At 33.3% G+C, this 20,292-nt stretch carries 25 protein-coding genes; 8 read left to right on the top strand and 17 right to left on the bottom strand.

Annotated features, from left to right (window positions below; all coding sequences use genetic code 11):
• A partial coding sequence (locus tag ACKI32_RS08355) for an MFS transporter (protein WP_407415374.1) occupies nucleotides 1-1,306 on the top strand: 1,306 nt, incomplete at its 5' end.
• Nucleotides 1,307-1,516: 210 nt separating this feature from the next.
• Nucleotides 1,517-2,083 (top strand): hypothetical protein, encoded by a 567-nt coding sequence (locus ACKI32_RS08360; protein ID WP_407415376.1) that lies wholly within the window; start codon nucleotides 1,517-1,519, stop codon nucleotides 2,081-2,083.
• Between the two features lies 1 nt (nucleotide 2,084).
• Here the strand turns inward: ACKI32_RS08360 and ung are convergent, their stop codons facing one another.
• Entirely contained in the window at nucleotides 2,085-2,744 is a 660-nt protein-coding gene (gene ung, locus ACKI32_RS08365; RefSeq protein WP_407415378.1) for a uracil-DNA glycosylase, read from the bottom strand.
• 132 nt (nucleotides 2,745-2,876) lie between these two features.
• Nucleotides 2,877-3,347 (bottom strand): pyridoxamine 5'-phosphate oxidase family protein, encoded by a 471-nt coding sequence (locus tag ACKI32_RS08370; RefSeq protein ID WP_407415380.1) that lies wholly within the window; start codon nucleotides 3,345-3,347, stop codon nucleotides 2,877-2,879.
• 36 nt (nucleotides 3,348-3,383) lie between these two features.
• Here ACKI32_RS08370 and ACKI32_RS08375 point away from each other — a divergent pair, with 36 nt between their 5' ends.
• On the top strand, nucleotides 3,384-3,860 hold the full coding sequence (locus ACKI32_RS08375) for a GNAT family N-acetyltransferase (RefSeq protein ID WP_407415382.1): 477 nt from the start codon (nucleotides 3,384-3,386) through the stop codon (nucleotides 3,858-3,860).
• A gap of 12 nt (nucleotides 3,861-3,872) precedes the next feature.
• Here ACKI32_RS08375 and ACKI32_RS08380 read toward each other — a convergent pair whose 3' ends face one another.
• The 8 genes from ACKI32_RS08380 to ACKI32_RS08415 all read right to left on the bottom strand — a co-directional run bounded on the left by ACKI32_RS08380 (nucleotide 3,873) and on the right by ACKI32_RS08415 (nucleotide 9,816).
• The gene (locus ACKI32_RS08380) at nucleotides 3,873-4,604 is read right to left on the bottom strand and encodes a flavodoxin family protein (protein ID WP_407415384.1); all 732 of its coding nucleotides are present in this window, start codon (nucleotides 4,602-4,604) and stop codon (nucleotides 3,873-3,875) included.
• Entirely contained in the window at nucleotides 4,601-5,206 is a 606-nt protein-coding gene (locus ACKI32_RS08385) for a GNAT family N-acetyltransferase (protein ID WP_407415386.1), read from the bottom strand. The genes ACKI32_RS08380 and ACKI32_RS08385 overlap by 4 nt, the downstream gene beginning before the upstream one ends.
• Before the next feature lie 72 nt (nucleotides 5,207-5,278).
• The gene (locus ACKI32_RS08390; protein ID WP_407415388.1) at nucleotides 5,279-5,707 is read right to left on the bottom strand and encodes a hypothetical protein; all 429 of its coding nucleotides are present in this window, start codon (nucleotides 5,705-5,707) and stop codon (nucleotides 5,279-5,281) included.
• A gap of 1 nt (nucleotide 5,708) precedes the next feature.
• Entirely contained in the window at nucleotides 5,709-6,851 is a 1,143-nt protein-coding gene (locus ACKI32_RS08395; protein WP_407415390.1) for a toxic anion resistance protein, read from the bottom strand.
• 11 nt (nucleotides 6,852-6,862) lie between these two features.
• On the bottom strand, nucleotides 6,863-7,435 hold the full coding sequence (locus ACKI32_RS08400; protein ID WP_407415392.1) for a zinc ribbon domain-containing protein: 573 nt from the start codon (nucleotides 7,433-7,435) through the stop codon (nucleotides 6,863-6,865).
• Nucleotides 7,436-7,443: 8 nt separating this feature from the next.
• The gene (locus ACKI32_RS08405; RefSeq protein WP_407415394.1) at nucleotides 7,444-8,346 is read right to left on the bottom strand and encodes a hypothetical protein; all 903 of its coding nucleotides are present in this window, start codon (nucleotides 8,344-8,346) and stop codon (nucleotides 7,444-7,446) included.
• A gap of 66 nt (nucleotides 8,347-8,412) precedes the next feature.
• Nucleotides 8,413-8,853: a D-aminoacyl-tRNA deacylase gene (gene dtd, locus ACKI32_RS08410; protein WP_407415396.1), complete on the bottom strand. Its 441-nt coding sequence runs from the start codon at nucleotides 8,851-8,853 to the stop codon at nucleotides 8,413-8,415.
• Nucleotides 8,854-8,865: 12 nt separating this feature from the next.
• Entirely contained in the window at nucleotides 8,866-9,816 is a 951-nt protein-coding gene (locus ACKI32_RS08415; protein WP_407415398.1) for a malate dehydrogenase, read from the bottom strand.
• Between the two features lie 176 nt (nucleotides 9,817-9,992).
• Here ACKI32_RS08415 and ACKI32_RS08420 point away from each other — a divergent pair, with 176 nt between their 5' ends.
• Nucleotides 9,993-10,643, top strand: a complete 651-nt coding sequence (locus ACKI32_RS08420; RefSeq protein WP_407415400.1) for a hypothetical protein — start codon at nucleotides 9,993-9,995, stop codon at nucleotides 10,641-10,643.
• Between the two features lie 48 nt (nucleotides 10,644-10,691).
• Nucleotides 10,692-11,489 carry an amidohydrolase family protein gene (locus tag ACKI32_RS08425; RefSeq protein ID WP_407415402.1) on the top strand — a complete coding sequence of 266 codons (798 nt, stop codon included), beginning with the start codon at nucleotides 10,692-10,694 and terminating at the stop codon, nucleotides 11,487-11,489.
• Here the strand turns inward: ACKI32_RS08425 and ACKI32_RS08430 are convergent, their stop codons facing one another.
• From ACKI32_RS08430 to ACKI32_RS08440, 3 genes are read right to left on the bottom strand one after another with little or no spacing between them, the layout of a single operon-like run.
• Nucleotides 11,490-11,909: an NUDIX hydrolase gene (locus ACKI32_RS08430; RefSeq protein ID WP_407415404.1), complete on the bottom strand. Its 420-nt coding sequence runs from the start codon at nucleotides 11,907-11,909 to the stop codon at nucleotides 11,490-11,492. It abuts the gene before it with no gap.
• Between the two features lie 39 nt (nucleotides 11,910-11,948).
• Nucleotides 11,949-12,947, bottom strand: a complete 999-nt coding sequence (locus ACKI32_RS08435) for a GGGtGRT protein (protein WP_407415406.1) — start codon at nucleotides 12,945-12,947, stop codon at nucleotides 11,949-11,951.
• Nucleotides 12,948-12,951: 4 nt separating this feature from the next.
• Nucleotides 12,952-13,644 (bottom strand): iron-sulfur cluster assembly scaffold protein, encoded by a 693-nt coding sequence (locus tag ACKI32_RS08440; RefSeq protein ID WP_407415408.1) that lies wholly within the window; start codon nucleotides 13,642-13,644, stop codon nucleotides 12,952-12,954.
• A 145-nt stretch (nucleotides 13,645-13,789) separates the two neighbouring features.
• On the opposite strand from ACKI32_RS08440, the gene ACKI32_RS08445 reads away from it, so the two are divergent.
• A complete protein-coding gene (locus ACKI32_RS08445; RefSeq protein WP_407415410.1) occupies nucleotides 13,790-14,086 on the top strand; it encodes a putative quinol monooxygenase in 297 nt (98 codons plus the stop codon).
• A gap of 181 nt (nucleotides 14,087-14,267) precedes the next feature.
• On the opposite strand, the gene ACKI32_RS08450 is transcribed toward ACKI32_RS08445, so the two are convergent.
• Genes ACKI32_RS08450 through ACKI32_RS08460 form a run of 3 tightly spaced genes read right to left on the bottom strand, consistent with a single transcriptional unit; the run spans nucleotide 14,268 to nucleotide 16,149 of the window.
• Nucleotides 14,268-14,504, bottom strand: a complete 237-nt coding sequence (locus ACKI32_RS08450) for a 4Fe-4S binding protein (protein ID WP_407415412.1) — start codon at nucleotides 14,502-14,504, stop codon at nucleotides 14,268-14,270.
• A gap of 33 nt (nucleotides 14,505-14,537) precedes the next feature.
• A complete protein-coding gene (locus ACKI32_RS08455) occupies nucleotides 14,538-15,080 on the bottom strand; it encodes a flavodoxin family protein (RefSeq protein WP_407415414.1) in 543 nt (180 codons plus the stop codon).
• A 58-nt stretch (nucleotides 15,081-15,138) separates the two neighbouring features.
• Nucleotides 15,139-16,149 (bottom strand): acyltransferase, encoded by a 1,011-nt coding sequence (locus tag ACKI32_RS08460; RefSeq protein WP_407415416.1) that lies wholly within the window; start codon nucleotides 16,147-16,149, stop codon nucleotides 15,139-15,141.
• A 72-nt stretch (nucleotides 16,150-16,221) separates the two neighbouring features.
• On the opposite strand from ACKI32_RS08460, the gene ACKI32_RS08465 reads away from it, so the two are divergent.
• Entirely contained in the window at nucleotides 16,222-16,929 is a 708-nt protein-coding gene (locus tag ACKI32_RS08465) for a RecB family exonuclease (protein WP_407415418.1), read from the top strand.
• 39 nt (nucleotides 16,930-16,968) lie between these two features.
• Here ACKI32_RS08465 and ACKI32_RS08470 read toward each other — a convergent pair whose 3' ends face one another.
• Nucleotides 16,969-18,705, bottom strand: coding sequence for a Na+/H+ antiporter NhaC family protein (locus ACKI32_RS08470; RefSeq protein ID WP_407415420.1), 1,737 nt, complete (start codon nucleotides 18,703-18,705; stop codon nucleotides 16,969-16,971).
• 444 nt (nucleotides 18,706-19,149) lie between these two features.
• On the opposite strand from ACKI32_RS08470, the gene ACKI32_RS08475 reads away from it, so the two are divergent.
• Nucleotides 19,150-20,100 carry a ketopantoate reductase family protein gene (locus ACKI32_RS08475; RefSeq protein ID WP_407415422.1) on the top strand — a complete coding sequence of 317 codons (951 nt, stop codon included), beginning with the start codon at nucleotides 19,150-19,152 and terminating at the stop codon, nucleotides 20,098-20,100.
• Nucleotides 20,101-20,292 lie beyond the last annotated feature (192 nt).

Here is a 20,292-nt window from a genome sequence, read left to right on the forward strand (position 1 = left end):
TGGATTTACAAGCTTGATGACTACATTTGGTAAAATTTGTGTTGCAATAGGATTTTTGCTGCTTATTGTCTTTGCATATTATGAAACAAGAGTAAACACTCCTGCATTCAATATGAGATTATTCAAAAACATGAAGTTCACTTCATCTAATATTGCAGCATTGTGCAGCTATCTTGCAGTGGCAGCACTCACTACGATCTTGAATTATCATTTCCAATATGTAAGGGGATGGAATGCTCAAATGGCTGGACTTATATTGATAGTCACTCCAATCATCATGGCATTCATGGCTCCTAATTCAGGAAAATTGTCTGATAGGATACATCCTCAGAAATTGGCAGCTATTGGTATGTCCATTGCAACTGTAGCTCTATTGATTCTAACATTCTTGAATGCTGACACTCCAGTTTACTTTGTAATTCCATTTTTAGTATTATGTATTATTTTAATGATAACAAAAATACCTCAAGAGTGGAAAACCTATGAAAAAGACAAAATCGATAAGGTCGGATCCATATTATATGCCATTGGAATTTTAGCATTTATTTATGGATTTACAACATTAATTACCACTTCAGGTAAAATATTGACTGCGGCAGGTATTGTCTTATTGATTATATTTGGTATTTATGAGCTAAAACAGGCATCTCCTGTATTTAATATGAAGCTATTTAAAAACAGAAAGTTCACTTCTTCCAATGTTGCAGCTTTATGCAGTTATCTAGCCATAATGGTAGTTACAACTATCTTAAATTATCATTTCCAATATGTAAGAGGTTGGGATGCACAAATGAGTGGAATGATATTAATCATTACACCAATTATCATGGCAATAATGGCTCCTAATGCAGGTAAGCTTTCAGATAAGATACATCCACAAAAACTGGCGGCTTTAGGTATTGGTATTGCTGCCGTTGCACTAGCAATTCTAACATTCCTGACTGGTGATACACCATTGTATGTTGTCATACTTGCAATGATTCTTCAGGGTTTAGGTATGGGACTATTCTCAAGTCCAAACATGAACGCAATCATGAGTTCTGTTCCGCCAAAGGATGCACCTACAGCCTCTGCATCTCAAGCTACAATGAGAACTATCGGTCAGACCATGAGTTTAGGTCTTTTAACACTTGTATTTGCATGGATTATGGGCAATCTTGAATTGGCTCCACAGTATGCGTCAATGATTGTTCAGTCATCCCAGATAATCTGTGGAATCTGTACCTGTGCATGTATACTTGCAGTGTTTGCCTCATTGGTTGGTATTAAGTCAAGTGACAAGTTCAATACAGATAGACCAAATTAATTGATAGTTACCCCAACTATCAATTACAATTATATGAAAATTATACTAAATTAAATCAACACTTTTATCCCAAACCATCACTTTTATTTTTAATTAAATTAATTTACTTGAAGTTATATTGCCAAATCATTATTTGTCATTGTCTAATGTAGATGACTCAGCAATATTTGAATAGATAATGTTAATTACTTTTAAATCATATTATAATCCATGGAAATCTCAGCAAGTGAAATGAAAAAATCAATTGAAAGAATATATAAACGGCTGGATAAGGTCACACCAGTTGATTTTGACTGCGGAAAACTCTGTGGAGAAGTATGTTGTGTTTATGATGCAGAAGACTACAGAAACGAAGAGTTGGCCCTATACTTGCTTCCGGGTGAGGAACTGATGTATGAAGATAGCGATGAATTTGATTTATATTACATGGATTCATCTGAAATCAAATACCCCCATTCCTGGAAAGGCCAAATATATCTTGTCAAATGCAGAAATCCACCGAAATGTGACAGGTCAATCAGACCGATTCAATGCAGAACATTTCCATTGATACCTCACTTAGACAAGAATGGTGAGTTTCATCTAATTTTTGATGAAAGTGAATTTCCATACAAATGCCCAATAGTACATGACCATATCAAATTAAACGAAGATTTCGTTAGGATAACATATGAAATATGGGCAATGTTAATTAGAAATCCATTGGTTTATGATTTAGTGGATATGGATTCAAGAATGAGAGACAACAGAAAAGTTGATTATGAAATTGTAATTTAACCTACAAACTCCAATCAATCTCTTTAATATTGTTTCTTTTTAAGTAATCATTAGCCAGTTTGAAATGATTTGAACCTAAAAAGCCACGTCTGGCTGAGAATGGGGATGGATGTGAAGTAACCAAAACCAGATGATTTGGATTTGTCAAGAATTCCTTTTTCTTTTCTGCCTGTTTTCCCCAAAGTAGAAATACTATTGGCTGTTTCTGTTCATTCAATAATTTGATAACATTGTCCGTAAATGTCTGCCAGCCACATTTACTGTGGGAATTTGCATTGCCATCCTCAACGGTTAAAACTGTATTTAACAAGAACACTCCCTGTTTTGCCCAAGATTCCAAACATCCTGATTCTGGAATAGGATAACCATATTCAGCATTAATCTCCTTAAAGATATTTTTAAGAGATCTTGGAATTGGTCTTCCTTCAGGTGTTGAAAAGGCAAGACCATGAGCCTGTCCCTCCTCATGATAAGGATCCTGACCTAATATAACAACTTTAACATCTTCAATATCAGTCAACTTAAATGCATTGAAAATCTCATCATATGGAGGATAAATTGTTTTTTTACTGTATTCCTCCTCAACAAATCCCTTTATTTGTTTGAAATAGTCGCTTTCAAACTCATCCTTAAGGACCAAATCCCAATTATTTCCAATCATGCTATCTATTCAAATAGTATTTTTTCAGCTATTTGCAGCTGGTTCAACCATTTTAGGACAGAATTCCGTAAATAAGTTATAACCATTATTAAATAAATCTACTGCTTTGCTAACATATGTAATTTCAAACACCTATTTTTCATATACCAATTTTCCAGTCATATGGTCAATTGTTATTTCAAAAACTTCAGTCCTATCCAACAGCTTATTGATTTCATCAACGGTTTCTTCATGAGTTGGAAAGAACTTATCTCCAAGATGAGTCAATTTATCAATTTTTTCATCACTATCAGTCAAAATCCTGATTTTTCCAAATACAATCACACTTTTGAATGTATACCACCATGAATCTTCGGCTTTGACACCCTTATCCATGACGCAGTATGATACCTTTTCATGACTTTTGATGGCATCATGTTTGTGGCCGGTTTTTGCTCCATGGAAGTATATCTTGCCATCAACATATACATGACTTATAGGAACAGAATATGGATAATCATAATCACCTAAAAGGGCTAAAACACCACGAGGTTCATTTGTCAATATTTCAATGCATTCCTCATGTGAAAGTTGCTTATTTTTAAGCCTCATCTCTCGAAACATAATACTATATCTATCAAAACTACTAAAAATACATTCATGTGCGAATTGACATTTAGAAATGCAACTAGAGAAGATACACCACTAATTTTAGAATTCATTTGCAAACTTGCAGATTATGAAAAAAGATTAGATGAAGTTATAGCTACAGAAGAAGAACTTGAAAAATGGATTTTTGACAAACATCAAGCTGAAGTAATATTTGCCCTTGAAAATGGTAAAGAGATTGGTTTTGCATTATTTTTCTTAAGTTTTTCAACTTACATATCAAATGTTAATCTCCACTTGGAAGACCTATACGTAGATCCGGAATGCCGTGGAAAAGGTTATGGTAAAGCATTACTTAAAAGGCTTGCAGAAATAGTTGTTGAAAGAGGCTATGGAAGATTTGAATGGACTTGTCTTTCATGGAACCAACCTAGTATTGACTTTTACCTTTCATTGGATGCAAAACAAAAAGATTGGAACGTTTTTCATCTGACTGGTGAAGAATTGAAAAAATTAGCTAGGGATTAGAGGCATAGCCTCCTATTTAATCGCTCTTTTCATAATAAAGTACATCAATTTTGAAAATGCTTTTTTTATAGGATTCAATTTAACTTTTGGAGAAAAATCATAATTGACCAAACCTGAACTAAACCAAAATTCCTTGTCAGCTTTTATTGGATCTGATGATGTTGCCATTGCTTTCCACACTTCAAAATATAAAATATCCATGAATTTAGGAGAATGGATTTTTCTGGATTTTACATCATCTGAAAATTTCTTAGCTGTTTTATCAATGCCTTTTGTCTCTAGAGTATCCTTTCCACCACATGCATATGTTATTTTATAGTTCTTGTTAAAACCCCAATGCCTTAATGTTTCATCAATATAGTTAGCGACCTTTTTTTGACCTGCACCTGCAGTAGATACAACAATCAAAGCTTTTTTGGTGAAAAATTCTGGCCTGTGATAAAAATAAGCAGTATGGTCAAAGAAATTCTTTAAAAGACCTGTAACGTTCATTGCATAGACTGGAGAGGTTATTATAAGACCATCGCATTCCTTTATTTTTTCTATTATCGGATTTACTTTACTGAAATGCGGACAATTCTCTTCTCCTTCCATCATACAATTCATGCACCCTATACATATTGGAATGTTTTGAGCTATTAAGTGTACTTCTTCAAAATCACCTTCTATGCTTTTTTGTGCCTGTTTTACTATTTTCCAAGTATTCTTTTTCCTTGGTGAGCCATTTATAATTAAATATTTCATAATTGACCTTCCAAAACTAATTTTTCTTTAAATTCAAATTGCTTATCAAATTCATCAACATCATTTTCATTAACATTGAAAACTTCAGGATTATAAAATGTTCCTTCAATTAATTCCATTTTATTTTTATCTAAGATTTTAATCATAAAGAATGGGCATTCCTCGTTTTTATCGGTTCCATCTAGATATATGTCATATTTTGAAGCGCTTTCAAATCCGAATCTATGGTAGTAATGTTCATCGCCTATAACAAACACAAAAGGAATATTCATTTCTAGGATTAATCCTAATGTATGCTCAATGAGTTTTGATCCATATCCATGATTTTGATATTTTGTATCTACTGAAATCGGACCTAAAACAACTGCATCAACAGCATCATTTTTGAAAACAATTCTGCCTTTTGAATAATTGATGTGTGCTATTATTTTATCATCAACTTCAATTACATAAGCCAAATCCTTGATGAAACTTTCATCATCCCTTAAATTATGGACAATATAATGTTCAAAAGCACCAGGTCGATATATATTCCAGAAGGAATTTCTCACCATGTTTTCTACTTCTAGATAATCTTTTTCCTCTTCTAATCTAATAATCATATTTTTCACTAACTTTAACCGATTAAATTTCAAATTCTTCAGTTTTTCCCTTAACAAAAAAATAAAAAAAAGTTAAAGTATTGTAATGATTGCAAATATGATAAACAGGACTGCAATACAAAAACAACAGCCAGGTAAAGATGAATCTTTCTTATCTTCACTTTTATTGACTGGATTGGCGAGGACTGTTGATTTTATTGTGTATTTTTCACTATTATCATATACATCAGCAAGCTTAACTGCAACCCAAATGGATCTGATGATACTTACTAGCAATAATATTAAAGCGAAAGCTATCATCATTGTCGAAGGCACACTTTGACCATGTATTGCATATACTATAAAGTAGAAAAACCATGGGAATTCATAGGAAACTCCTTCAAGTATCCAATTTTTATTGTTAAGTTTTAATCCAATGTATATAAATCCAAAACCATTTAAAAATGGGATAACAGAAAAGATTACCCACCATGATTTTTTAATTTTTTCTGTAAGATTCATATTACTCAATTAAATTATTTTCTGAAGTTTCTATTTTTTTGACTACCCTTTGACCGTCTTCGGCCATGTCACTGAACATTTCAATAGTTTCTTTCATTTTAGGAAGTGCCTGTTCCTTATAGGCACTTACATCTTCAATAGCCTGAATGGCTTCTGAAAATGATTCCTTTAAGACTTCCGGTGAAATCATGGTCTCTGCACTGCGCTTTTGTATTTCACTTCCTTGTTCCTTGAGCATGTGAGAAGTTGATTCAATGATATGTTCGGTAGTTTCATTAAGGATGTTAATCTTGTCCATGACAATCTTTTGATCATAGAGTGCACATGCAACCATTACGCCTGTTCTTAAGGCTGAAACGGTAACATTTTGGGCACGTTTAACACCTCTGATTAATTCCTTATTATTACGTCTAATTACATTTAATGATACTATCCCTTGTTGGTTTACAACAATCATTTGTTGCATGTCCATAATCCTTTGCCTAAGCGGAAACAATATTTCTTCACGTACAATTGCTATTTTATCCTCATCTACACCTTCAATTTCAGCTGTTCGTATTTGTGCTTCGATTGACTCATCCATCTTTTTACCGAGTTCTATATCTGCAAGGAGTTTATTTGTAATTTCCCTTAAGTAGTTTTCTTCGTTTAAAAGAGTAGTATTGTCATTTTGAAGTACAGTAGTACTTTTATCTAGAGATTCAACAATGTCTGCAATTGCCACTTCAGCCTTTTCATATTTGGCGAAGTATTTTTTAACCGGATTCATCAAACTTCCGATTACTCCTTTTTTGGCAAAATTAACCTTACTTGGATCCAAATCCTTCATTTGTCTGTCAAGTTCAAGCAGATTGTCACCAATGTTATCTGCATCTTTTCCACCTTTTGTCAAATCAACCAGTCTTGTTGATAGCATTTCATTTTTTGACGCTGCTTTGTTCATATCTTTTAAACCAAAGTCATCCAATGGTTTTAAGATTTCTTCCCTTTCATGAGGGTTGTTTAAATCTGCATCGAATATTGCAACGGCATTTTCTTGAGCTTGATTTTTGAGATTTGAGTTTTCCAATTTTTCTTCTTCATTCTTAAGACTTGTTTCGACATCATTTTTTATTTTATCTACATCTAGAGAAAATTCTGCCATAATATCACCACTTAATTTAAATAATCAATTTTACTTTGGTCTATTTTTTCTGTATAATTATCAATAATATTTTCATCCTTTATAATTTGTACAACCACATAATCCGGATCTGGTTTAACGGATGTTGTATAATGGCCAAATGATATGGAATTGTCTGAATCATAGTAGATTTGTTCCAGACTTTCGGTTTCCTGGCCAATCTGTGAGCTGTTTTTATCATAATATGTTGTTTTTATCATATATCCCTTGATGTCATCGGGAACTTTTGTAAACAATGCGGAAGTGTAGAGCATGTAATTACTTTTAAAAGAACCGTCCCTTGTGTCCCATCCGCTAACATCTGTAATTGTCAAAAAGACATGTGTTCCATCATCATTAACTTTATTATTTCCGTTATCACCACCGGTTGAAGAAGTCAGTATGAAAATGCCTCCTATGACAAGAACAGCAACAATCAATATAATTAATATTTTACCGTTGCTGAAAATATCAATTTTGGTTTTATTAAATGAATGGCCGCAATCTGGACAAAATTGAACTCCATTCGGTAATCTTTTTCCACATGTAGGGCACTTTTTACTCATTTAACCACCTAATACTCTTTAACTGAACCAATAAGATTTTCCATATTCTCAAGTAAATTATTTACTTCCTCTTTTGTCTCATCGTCACTGCTGATATTGATTACCAGTTCATTTGTAAGCTCTTCAATTTGATTGATGATTTTTTTCATGTTATTAATCTTTCCCTGGATTTCGCTTTGAACCCTTGGTGTGTCATCAGTAGCCAACCTAATAATGTTTAATGCACTATCAACTTCCTGATAGAACAGTTTGTTGGCCTTATCTATTATTGAAATGAATTTGTCATATGTTATTTGTGGCGGTTCAAATCTCTTTTTAATCAAATCCCGAACCACTTGCTCCTTAACGTCAAACAAAATCTTCAGGTTGTCAATTTCCTTTGCATATACCTTAAGTGATTGAAGACCTGTATCCTCAATAACTGGTTCTTCGATTGTTTTATTTGAATCCATTTGACTTTTCTTAACTTGTTTTTTGGTCTTTACTTTTGTGTAGCCTTTTAGATTAAATATTTTATATAAATAAACTAATGGAAGAATTAATAAAACTAAAATTGCCACCATTAACATTTTGATTGCAGAAAAAAAGACGATGACTGACACTGATAATACAACAACATAATATAAGGCAAATATCCATGGTACTGACTCATTAACAAGCAATACATCTGAATTGGATCCTACTCCTCTTTTCAATCTTATTTTTGCTGCAGTCTTTGACTCAGGAGCATATTGTAAAATTTCATTTTCGGTTAAAATGCCTTCCCGGGGTTCAACAATGAATCTCACATCAGAAATTGTTTCAACACAATTTAGGAGTTTTCCATTGTCATCATAAGCTCTGGAATCTTTAATGGTTAATGGAGTTGTCAGTCTTTTAATTTCATGAGCTTTAGACTTTTCAATTGGCATTTTAATTCCCCCATGTAATAGCAAAATATATTTTCAACGAACCTATTTATAAACGTTTGTATTTAATTATTCAAATTCTTTTTCGAGGAGAATGGTCACAGGCCCATTATTCAGCAAGCTCACCTTCATGAATGCACCGAATTCACCTGTTTCAACCTCAACAAATTCGCTGCATTTCTCTGTGAAATAATCAAACAATACAGTAGCTTTATCAGGCGCTAGTGCCTTGTGAAATGATGGTCTATTCTTTTTGGTGTGGGCGTATAGAGTGAATTGAGGAACAAGCAATAATTTACCCCCAATATCCATCACGGATTTGTTCATTCTTCCATCTTCATCATGAAAAATTCTAAGCTTTGCCAGTTTTCTTGAAAGATAGTCCGCCTCTCTTTCACTGTCACAATCTCCAAAGCCAACCAACACCATCAAACCCTCATCTATTTGACCAACAATGTTGTCATCGACTTCCACACTGGCATTTGTTACTCTTTGAACAACCAATTTCATTTACTATCCCCATTATAGATTAAGATGATTTAGAACATCATGTGTTACTTCTCTTACACTATTTGCCGCTGCAAAGAACTCTTTTTTCTCAATGTCATTCATGTGAATTGGAACAATCATTGCAACACCCCTTTTACTGAGCACTACCGGAACACCCAATGAAACATCGTCAACACCATAAATCTCCCCATCCAAATAACTGCTTACAGTCAAAACTTTATGAGTATCAGTAATTATTGTTGAAATTAGATTAGCTATTGCATAGGAAGGTCCATATTCAGTAGCTCCTTTTTTAGAAATAATTGTATTTCCAGCATTTTTAAGTCTATTCACAAGGCCAGTAATATCCAGATTAACATATTCCACGAAATATTTAAGTGGAATACCACCAATTGTTGTTGAACTTAAAAGAGGAACCATATGATCTCCATGCTCACCAATGACCCTTGTATGAACCTCTGAACTGTTTACATCAATTTGTCTTGAAAAGTAAGCCTTCAATCTCAATGAATCCAAGTGGTTTCCAATACCAATAACCTTGCTCTTTTTAAAGCCTGAAGCCTTAAGTGCAACTGTGGTCATTACATCAACCGGATTTGTAGCTATTAAAATAATTGAATCTGGAGCATGAACTGCAATTTGTTTTGCATAATTTGCAACAATTTCCGCATTTGGTTTTGCTAAATCTAATCTTTTCATACCTTCTTTTCTAGGGGTTCCTGCAGTAATCAAAACAATTTCAGAACCTGCAATATCATTGTAATCACATGATGGGGTCAGTCTACAATCGATATCCTCTGCTGCCAGAGCATCATACATGTCAAATGTTTCTCCTTTAGCCTTGTCTACACTTTCAGGCCTTGAAAAAAATACAATTTCATCAACAGTATCTGCTCTTGCAAGGGTAAATGCTACATTTTTACCGATTACACCAGTTGAACCCAAAATGCTTACTTTAACCATGATTAAATATTAGACTTTAATATAAAAATAGATTACGATTATGAAAAATTATTAAAAAAATTAAATAAAAAGTTATAATCAAATATACAAAATATAGAATATTTATAAAATAATGCATATTGTAAATATTAACAATAATTTTATATTATTAAAACAAATTAATATTAGGTGATAGTATGGCAGATGACGAATTAAAACTAGAAACAAAATGTTTTGACGCCAATGAATATGGATACCTTTACGGCTTAAACAAAAAAATTCCTGATGAGGAATTTGAAAAAGTAAAGCCTTATTTTAGAAATTTCAAAAGAATGGACTTTAAGGAGGGCAACATCCAAGTAACCGGCAGACCTGAAGGATGGAGATGCCTTGAAAAAGACGTTCCAAAAGTTGAAGAGATACTTGGAATAACAAACACATTAGAAAAACGACAAAACAAGATAAAAGAAGCATTTGCCGATCCCATTAAAAAAGCAAACCTAAAAGATAAGTCTTACGAATGGTTAAAGATGTTATTTGAAAGAACAGGCACACGCCCAGAACAGGATTTGTCAAGACTTGCAGTTCACTCAACAAAAATCTATGACCCGGAAGACAGCTTTAAAAACGGTGCCATTAATGGCGAAGGTGAACTGTTCATATACACCCCTCATGGAATGTGGTATATTATTAACAACAGTGGAGAATTTGCAGATAAATCCTTGAATAATATTAAAACTTCTCAAGGAGGAGCAGTAGGTCATAGATTAATGTATGATGATTTAATCGATAGATTAATAAGAATATACACAGAAGAAAAGATGTATTCGGGTGAAAAACTATTTTAATCTTAAAAATCAAAATTAATATCTAGAATATTAGGTGGTTTAATATATATGCAAAAAATCATAAATGCACATTGTCATATTTATCCTGAAAAAATAGCAGATAAAGCAGTAATAGGAATTAGAGATTTTTACGATTTGGACATGTCTTTAAACGGTAAATTAGATGATTTGATAAGAGACGGCAGTGAAGTGGGAGTTACACACTATCTTGTCCACTCCGTAGCCACTACACCAAAACAAGTAAAATCAATTAATGAATTTATTGCTGAAGCTGTAAATACTCATTCTGATTTATTCACTGGATTTGGAACCCTGCATCCGGACAGTGAGGATATACAAGGTGACTTTGATTACTTGATAGAACTTGGCCTTAAAGGTGTAAAACTTCATCCTGATTTTCAACAATTTGCAATGAATGAAGAACGTGCATTCAAGATAGGTGAAGTCGTAAGTAAAGCTGGAGTGCCAATGCAGGTTCATTGCGGTGATTTTAGATACCATTATTCAAATCCAGAACAGATTAAACCATTTTTAGAAAAATTTCCAGATATTCCATTTATCGGAGCTCATTTTGCAGGATGGAGCATGTGGGAAGAAGCAACCAGCAAATTGGCAGGATTTGAAAACCTCTATGTTGATTTGAGTTCCAGCTTATATGCCCTAACACCTGAAACTGCCCTAGATTTGATTCATGCATATGGTGCCGACAAGGTATTATGGGGAACCGACTATCCTATGTGGGAGTCAAAAAGCGAGATGGAATACTTTAATAAAATCGATTTAACAGAAAAAGAGCGCACCCAAATACTTTATGAGAATGCCGCCAAATTATTGAAACTTGAATAGTTACTCTTTTGAAAATGCAGTTACGGCTGGAGGAGTTAATAATCCGTCAGATATCATTTCATTAATCTCTTCCATACTAAACCAACCAAAATCATCATGTTCTTCACTAATAGTAACCTCATCACTTTCACAGGTTACCTTCATGATTAATTGAATTGATTTAACTTCTTCCTGAGTCTTACAGGCAGTATAATCTTTTCTGACAACATTATATAGTGAATCAATATCAACTTCAAGGCCGGTCTCTTCGAGAAATTCTCTTTTTAATCCTTCATCAAAATATTCGCATTTTTTAACTTTTCCACCTGGAATTTCCCATCTGCCGGCGTCATGAGCAGAGCGAGATCTAATTTTTAAAAGTAGAATTTTTCCATTGAATTCACAGATTCCTCTTGCTGTCAATCCCCACATTGTTGACATAATAACACCTAAAAAAATAGTTAAAAGGGATAAATATCCCTATTTTATTGCTTTTTCGACAGCTACAGCTACAGCTACTGAAGCTCCAACCATCGGATTGTTACCCATACCGATTAATCCCATCATTTCAACGTGAGCAGGTACGGATGATGAACCTGCAAATTGTGCATCAGAGTGCATTCTTCCAAGTGTATCGGTCATACCATAGGAAGCAGGTCCTGCTGCCATGTTGTCTGGGTGTAAGGTTCTTCCTGTTCCTCCACCAGATGCAACTGAGAAGTATTTTTTGCCTTGCAATATGCATTCTTTCTTGTATGTTCCGGCTACTGGGTGTTGGAAACGTGTCGGGTTTGTTGAGTTACCAGTAATGGATACGTCAACACCTTCAAGATGCATAATAGCTACTCCTTCACGTACATCATCAGCACCGTAACATCTGACTTTTGCCCTTTCACCGTCGGAGTATGCTTTTTCTTTGACTACTTTCACTTCACCTGTAAAATAGTCAAATTCTGTTTCAACATGTGTAAACCCGTTGATTCTTGAGATTATTAATGCAGCGTCTTTTCCAAGACCATTTAAAATAACTCTTAACGGTTTTTCACGCACTTCATTTGCTGAGTTTGCAATTCCTATAGCTCCTTCTGCTGCTGCAAAACTTTCGTGACCTGCAAGAAATGCAAAGCATTCACTTTCATCACTCAATAACATTGATGCAAGGTTTCCATGACCTAATCCTACTTGTCTGTCATCTGCTACACTTCCAGGTATACAGAATGCCTGAAGTCCTTCACCAATAGCTTTTGCTGCATCGGATGCTTTTGTGCATCCTTGTTTTATTGCAATTGCTGCTCCAAGGGTGTATGCCCAGCATGCGTTTTCAAAACAAATAGGTTGAACTCCTTTAACGATTTCATAAGGATCAAAGCCCTTGTCAAGACATATTTGTTTAGCTTCCTCTAAATCTTTAATACCGTATTTTTCCAAAACAGGAATGATTTGATCTATCCTTCTTTCGTAACTTTCAAATAAACTCATAATATCACTCCTTTCTTGGGTCTATCTTTTTGGCTGCATCATCAAATCTTCCGTATTGACCTGTTGCCTTTTCTATTGCTTCAAGTGGGTCAACACCGTCTTTTATTAAATCCAACATTACACCCAGGTTAATGTATTTGTACCCAATTATTTCATCATCTTCATCAAGTCCAATTTCGGTAATGTAGCCTTCTGTTAGCTCCAAGTATCTTGGACCTTTTACTTTTGTTGAATAAATTGTTCCGATTTGGCTTCTGTGACCTTTTCCTAAATCTTCAAGTCCAGCACCAATCTGAAGACCGCCTTCTGAGAATGCAGATTGAGTTCTTCCATAGACAATTTGTAAGAATAATTCACGCATTGCAGTGTTTATCGCATCACAAACAAGGTCTGTGTTTAATGCCTCAAGGATTGTTTTGCCCACAAGTATTTCACCTGCCATTGCAGCTGAGTGTGTCATACCTGAACATCCTAAAGTTTCAACCAATGCCTCTTCTATAATTCCATCTTTAACATTTAATGTTAGCTTACAGCATCCTTGTTGAGGTGCACACCAACCGATACCATGTGTAAAACCAGAAATATCTCCAATTTGCTTTGCTTTAACCCATTTTCCCTCTTCAGGAATTGGAGCAGGGTCGTGATTTGCACCTTTTCTAACAGGACACATATTTTCTATCTCTGTTGAATATATCATCTTTTTTCTCCAAAATTTTACTTGTTTATATATATCTGTTTTTTAATTAATGTATTTTTTGAAAAATTGGCCTAACTTTAAATAGAACATTTTTAAATAATATGAAAATATATCTATTTTTAACAAATATATCAGGTGATAAGTTATGGATTATCTATTAGTTTTAGCAAAAGTCGAACCTAAACAAGGTTGTCAAGACAGTATTCTTGAAGTAAGTGGAGAATTAATTAGTGAATCTTTACTTGAAGAAGGCAATATTGATTATCAATTATTGAAATCAATAAATGATGATACTTTAACTTTTGTTGAAAAATGGAAATCTCCTGATGCTTTAAAAAGACATATGGCTTCACCACACTTCTTGAACTTCACTGAAGAAAGTGATGAATTTATTGAAAAGATGACCGTTCAGGTTATTGGTGCTGAAGAATTATCACTATAACTTATCTTTTTTTGTTTATGAATAGAGATTACACTAATAAACATTTCTATTTTTTACTACTTCTTTTATTATTTTAAAAATTTCATTGCTTAAAAATAAGTTTTTAATATAAACCATCAAATTATTTGCTGATTCTTTAATAATTATGATGGTAAATTTTGATGCAAAAATTAAAAAAAAGTTAGTTGACTGTAATGCAGTCATCAGGACATATCGCCATGCAGACTTTACAAGATTTACAAACTTGAGGATCTCTTACTGAACTTACACTATCCACAATAATCAAGACATTATTCGGACAGGCAATTGTACATTTCTCACATCCACTACAATCATCTGTGTTAATGTCAATGTGGGATTCGACAACTTCCTCTTTTTTGTCCTTTTTCTTTCTTTTAAAAAGTGAACCTAAGCCCATATTTACATCCTAAAAAAAAGATTAAGATTAGGTTTAGAATTTTAAACCTAATTCGTAAGCTTCTTTTAATTTGTCTTCTTGTTCTTCGGCCACGATACCTGCAGGGCCTGCTGAACCAGCATCCACATGACCAATTACTTCATATCCCATGAAAGTAAATGGTGAGAATTTGGTAAGTTCTATGTAGTCTTTGTAGGTTCCTTCAGGTTGGTTTTCAGTAAATATCAATGCAGCCTTACCAGATAGGCTTTTGTCTGGGTTTTGACCGATGCTGTAGAATCTGTCAATAATCAATTTTCCTTGTGCTGACATCTGACCGTAATAGATAGGTGTTGCAAAGATTACACCGTCAGCAGCCACCAAATCATCCAAAATTTTATTTCCGTCATCTGCCCTTACACATTCAGGGTTTTCAGCACAGTACATGCATGCTTTACATGGAGCGATTTCACAGCCTTCCAAGAAGTATTTTACTACTTCCCCTCCATTTTCTTCGATACCTTTAATCATTTCATCCATCAATACATCACAATTTCCGCCTTTACGTGGGCTTGCTTGAAGTGCTATAACTTTCATCTTAACTACTCTCCAATTATTGAATTGTATAATTATTTGTCTAATTAATTATATAAATCTAATTTGCACCCGAAATTTTTCTTAAATATGGGATTTTGCTCAATACAAAGACAATGGCCCATGAAGTCAAAACGGTAATTATTAAAATTATCGGCAGCAATTTTAAGGAATGGATGTTTAAGAATTCAAAGCCCTCTATTATAATATAATGAACCAAATACATTCCATAGCTACAAATACTAATGCTTAGAATGGCTTTTCCAAAGATATTGTTTTTGATTTTGGAATAAATGTTGTCAGTATCTACAGATATCTTATCCAAATACTTGACTGCCAAAAACAATCCTACACTTTGAGCTATTGTAGTGAACAACAGATTATAGTCACTGTATAGGCCCAGCTCATATCTGAAGACATACATGCGAAAGACTGTTGATAAAATCAATAGCAGAAACCCTGCATAAAACATGCTTCTGTCAGATAAACCGAATTGTTTATTGTCAAGATAGTATCCTAGCACTACAAAACCCATATATCCTGCAAAATAATCCAGATTTATTCCATCAAGCAGAGGAATTTTAACAGTAATGATAAAGATTGTCACTGCCCAAACCAATAGGAAGAATTCAAAACCTCTAAGACCATATTCCTTTAAAAATGAATTGATTATTGGAATAAACAGATAGATTCCAATCAACATCCATATATACCAGAAAGGTGAAGTCAAACCAAAAATAACCTTTAATGTTTCTTTACCGGACCAACCGAAAGAGAAAAATCCAATTAGGCCAGTTACCAATACCCAAAAGATGAAAGGATATAGGATTCTTGCAAATCTCTTTTTGAAAAATTCGGATAATGTATATGACCTGTTTAAAAGCAATGCTCCAGACAACATTAAGAATATGGGAACTGCAGGCCATGTGGTTGCTGTCAACAATCCAGGAATTGCATGCTTTAGACTGTCAAATCCATAACCTATAATGCCGTCGACATGGACAAGAATAACCATAATTATGGCTATTGCCCTTAATAAATCATAATAGAATATTCTCTTTGTGGAATTCATTATATGATATTTTTAACTTTTTAACTATATAATAGAATAGATTTTTTAACCTAATAGGGATAATATATACTTATGAAATTATCCAAATCGAAAGTTAACACGTATCTCAAATGCCCACTTGAGTTTAAATTTCAATATATCGATGAAATTGAAGTTGAACCAAACAAATACATGGCATTAGGCAGTGATGTTCACTTAATCGCCGAGAAGTTTTCAGAAAAATTCGGAGATGAATTGGATGATGTGGATATTGAAAACGAATTGTTTAAAATTGCTTATGATTTGGATATAGGTCATGCTGATGAGCATGTAAGTAATTTGGGATCTTTTTTTAGGGAAGTTTTCATTGACAATGATTATAAATTATATTTGAAGGAAGAATATTTGCATGATGAAAAAAACAGGTTTTCTGGAATCTGTGATATTATCTTGGAAGATGAAAATGGAGAATTAGTCATTATTGATTATAAAACAAGCAATTCCAGTTCCTTTTCAAAATATCGTCTGGAGTTATGCTACTATAAATTGCTTGTTGAAAACGTTTGTGGAAAACCGGTTTCAAAGGTAGGTGTGTTTTTTACTAAAAATGGTCGCTTAAGACTATTGGATGTTTGTGATGAAGACAACAAACGTAAATATTTGAGTTATTCAGAAATAGATGAAGCAATCGATACTCTCCACAATGTTCGAGAGAAAATAAATAATGAGCATTTTCCTGCTAAAAGACAATATATATGCAGGTTTTGCACCTACAAAAATATATGTGATGAATATTTCTAATTTATACAAATTTTAAAAAAATAAAAAAAAGAATGAAGTTTATGAGGATGATTCCTCAACTTCATCAAAGTCTACTTTTTGACCTAATACTTTAAGTCCTATGAACAATACAACAATACCGACTGGTAATGAGAAGTAGAATGGAACACCGAAACCAGCTGGGATGTAACCTACTAAAATAGTTACAGCTGCAACAAAGATTGCATAGTAGATTTGTGTTCTTACGTGATCTATATGGTTACAGCTTGTTCCCATGGACGAAAGAATTGTTGTATCTGAAATTGGAGAACAGTGATCTCCGAAAATAGCACCAGTCAGTACACCACTTGTACAAACAATTGTAAAGCTCATATCTCCGGAACTGATAGCCCAAGCTAATGGAATAGCCAAAGGCATTAAAATACTCATTGTACCATATGAAGTACCGGTAGCGAATGATATTAAAGCACCTAAAATAAAGATTAATGTTGGTACAATCCATACTGGAATTGTGCTGCTTAATACACCTACCAGGTAATCAGCAGTTCCTATTTCTCCAATTACTCCACCTAAAGACCATGCGAGAAGCAATATTACACCAGTGATAACAATGGTTTTCATACCTCCAATCCATTCGGAAATTGCATCTTCGATTGTGAGTATTTTTTCGCCGACAGCCATTACAATTGCTACAATGGAAGCAAGAAGTGCTGCTTGGAAAAGTGCTACGGATGCATCGGATTGAGATAAAGCAGTATATATACCATCAAATGATAATGGAGATGATTTTATGATTGCAATAAGTGCTTGATCTTCTCCACCTAAAATGGTAGTGTATCCGCTCCAATAGAATGCAATAAGTGCACCTATAATTAAGGTACCAATTGGAATGATAGCATTCCAAACTGATAATTTAATGCCTTCAACTGGTTTGACTTCATCAAAACCAGGAGCTTCAGGTACAATAATTTCTTCGTCTTCTTTTCTAGCACGTGCTGCTTGTTCTGCTTTTTTCATTGGACCGAATTCGTATAATGTTAAAGCGGAAATCACAATGAAAATTAAGATGAAAATGTTATAGAACCTGTATGGAATGGTTTGTAAAAATATTCCAAATCCGGTTACATTAGTCACACCTACAGACTGGAAACCAGCAGCAATTAAACTTATTTCTAATCCAATCCAAGTGGAAATAATTGCTATACCAGCTACAGGAGCTGCAGTTGCGTCTACAACAAATGCTAATTTCTCTCTAGATACTTTGAGTCTGTCCATTACTGGTCTCATAATAGGACCAACAATTAATGAGTTTGCGTAATCGTCAAAGAATACACATAATCCTAAAAGCCAGGTGAATAATTGTGCTTTTCTTGGAGTGTTAGCTCTTTTAGCGAATGCATCAGCAAGAGCTTTTGCTCCTCCCATTTTGGTTACCAATTGGATGATACCTCCAATAAGCAAACATTGAAGAATAATACCCGCATTCCATGGATCAGACATACAAGTAATTACTTGAGTACCTAAATTCAAGAATGCGTTTACGATAGTGGAAACGATGTTTAAGTCGTTAACACATAACATGAATTCTCCAACGAATACACCCACAAACAAAGAAAGAATTGTTTCTTTTGTTATGAATGCTAAAGCAATAGCAATAAGCGGTGGTAATAATGTTAAGATACCGAATCTTACAGAATTATCCGCATCTGCTGGTGTGGAAGTAATCCATAATGATAAAAGGAAAAGACATATAATAGAAACAGCAGCAATTAAACCTAATTTCATTTTGTCATTCATTTATTATCACACCATTTTCCTATACATTCATTAAAATAAATTAGAATTATTTTAAATCAATAAGTTATCAGTTTATTTAGAATTTAACTTATAATGTACAATTACATATTGTTTTTAATAATATAAATATATTATATTAAAGAATAAACTTCAATTTATGAACATTCTTTAAATCAATATAACAGATTAATTCAATATTTCTAAAAAAATATAAAAAAATAATTAAAATTAATAAAAATATTTAAAAAAAATAAAAGATTACTAATATAAGTTAAATAAGCGATTTTTTAAACAAAATCAACAAATCAAATAAATTAAATTAATTTTATTAATAATTAAATAATAATTAATTTTTAAATCACATTATGAAATCAAAAATATATTTTAAACATCAAAACAATATAATATTCATAACTAACGATTAATTTAAAAGGAAAAAGTAATATGAACATACTAATTATTGGTGCAGGCAGTGTTGGAATTGGTCTTGCAGCATCAGTTCTCTCACAAAATACCAATGTGAGCATATATGCAAGGGGCGAAACTGCAAAGGCAATTAAAGAACATGGAATTGAAAGAACTGGCCTATTTACACATTATTCATTTACAAAAAATGAAATCACAGTATATGAAAGATACTCAGAAATTCCAAAAGGCAACTTCGATTATGTATTCATAACCTCCAAGACCACAGCTAATGATGACATTTCACAAAAGCTAAATGAAAACAGAGATATCCTAAAAGATGATGCCAAGATTATCATTTTCCAAAATGGATTTGGAAATGATGAGCCATACTTAAGATATTTCAACCCAAAAGAGGTTTTCTCAGCACGCGTAATTACAGGCTTTACCCGTCCAGAAAGACACATCAGTGAAGTGACAGTTTACACCGAACCTATTTTAATAGGGTCCCTTCAGGGCGAAGACCCCAAAGATTTACAACAAATAACCGACATGATTACCTCATCCGGCATTAACTGTGAACTAACAGACGAAGTTGACAAATATCTGTGGGCAAAGATGCTTTACAACTGCGCACTAAATCCGTTAGGTGCAATACTTAATGTCCACTATGGGGCATTGACTGAAAACGAATACACAATTGAAATCATGAACAGCATCATTGATGAAATATTTAATGTGATAAAAACTTGTGGTTATTCAACTTTATGGGAAACACCCGACGAATATAAAGACTTGTTTTACTCAAAACTCGTTCCTGATACCCATAATCACTTCTCATCAACCCACCAGGACATTCAAAGGAAAATAAAAACTGAAATTGATTCCCTAAATGGCAAAGTCATACAACTTGGCGATGAGAACAATATTGATGTAAGTACAAATAAAATAATCTATAACTTAATTAAAGCTATTGAAAGTACCTTTTAGATACTAAACCTTTATATATGTTAAAATTAAAAATACTATTGTTCATATTTGATATACTATTTTTTTATAATATGAACAATGGTGATGGTTGAAATGAGCATTCGTTTGTATTCCTTTAGTGGTGTTTAGGAAGAGAATGTTCATTTGTTTTTAAAAAACTTATTTTTTTGTGATTATTATGAGCGAACTTAA

The organism is Methanobrevibacter sp. (genome assembly GCF_045611865.1).
Lineage (GTDB): Archaea > Methanobacteriota > Methanobacteria > Methanobacteriales > Methanobacteriaceae > Methanocatella.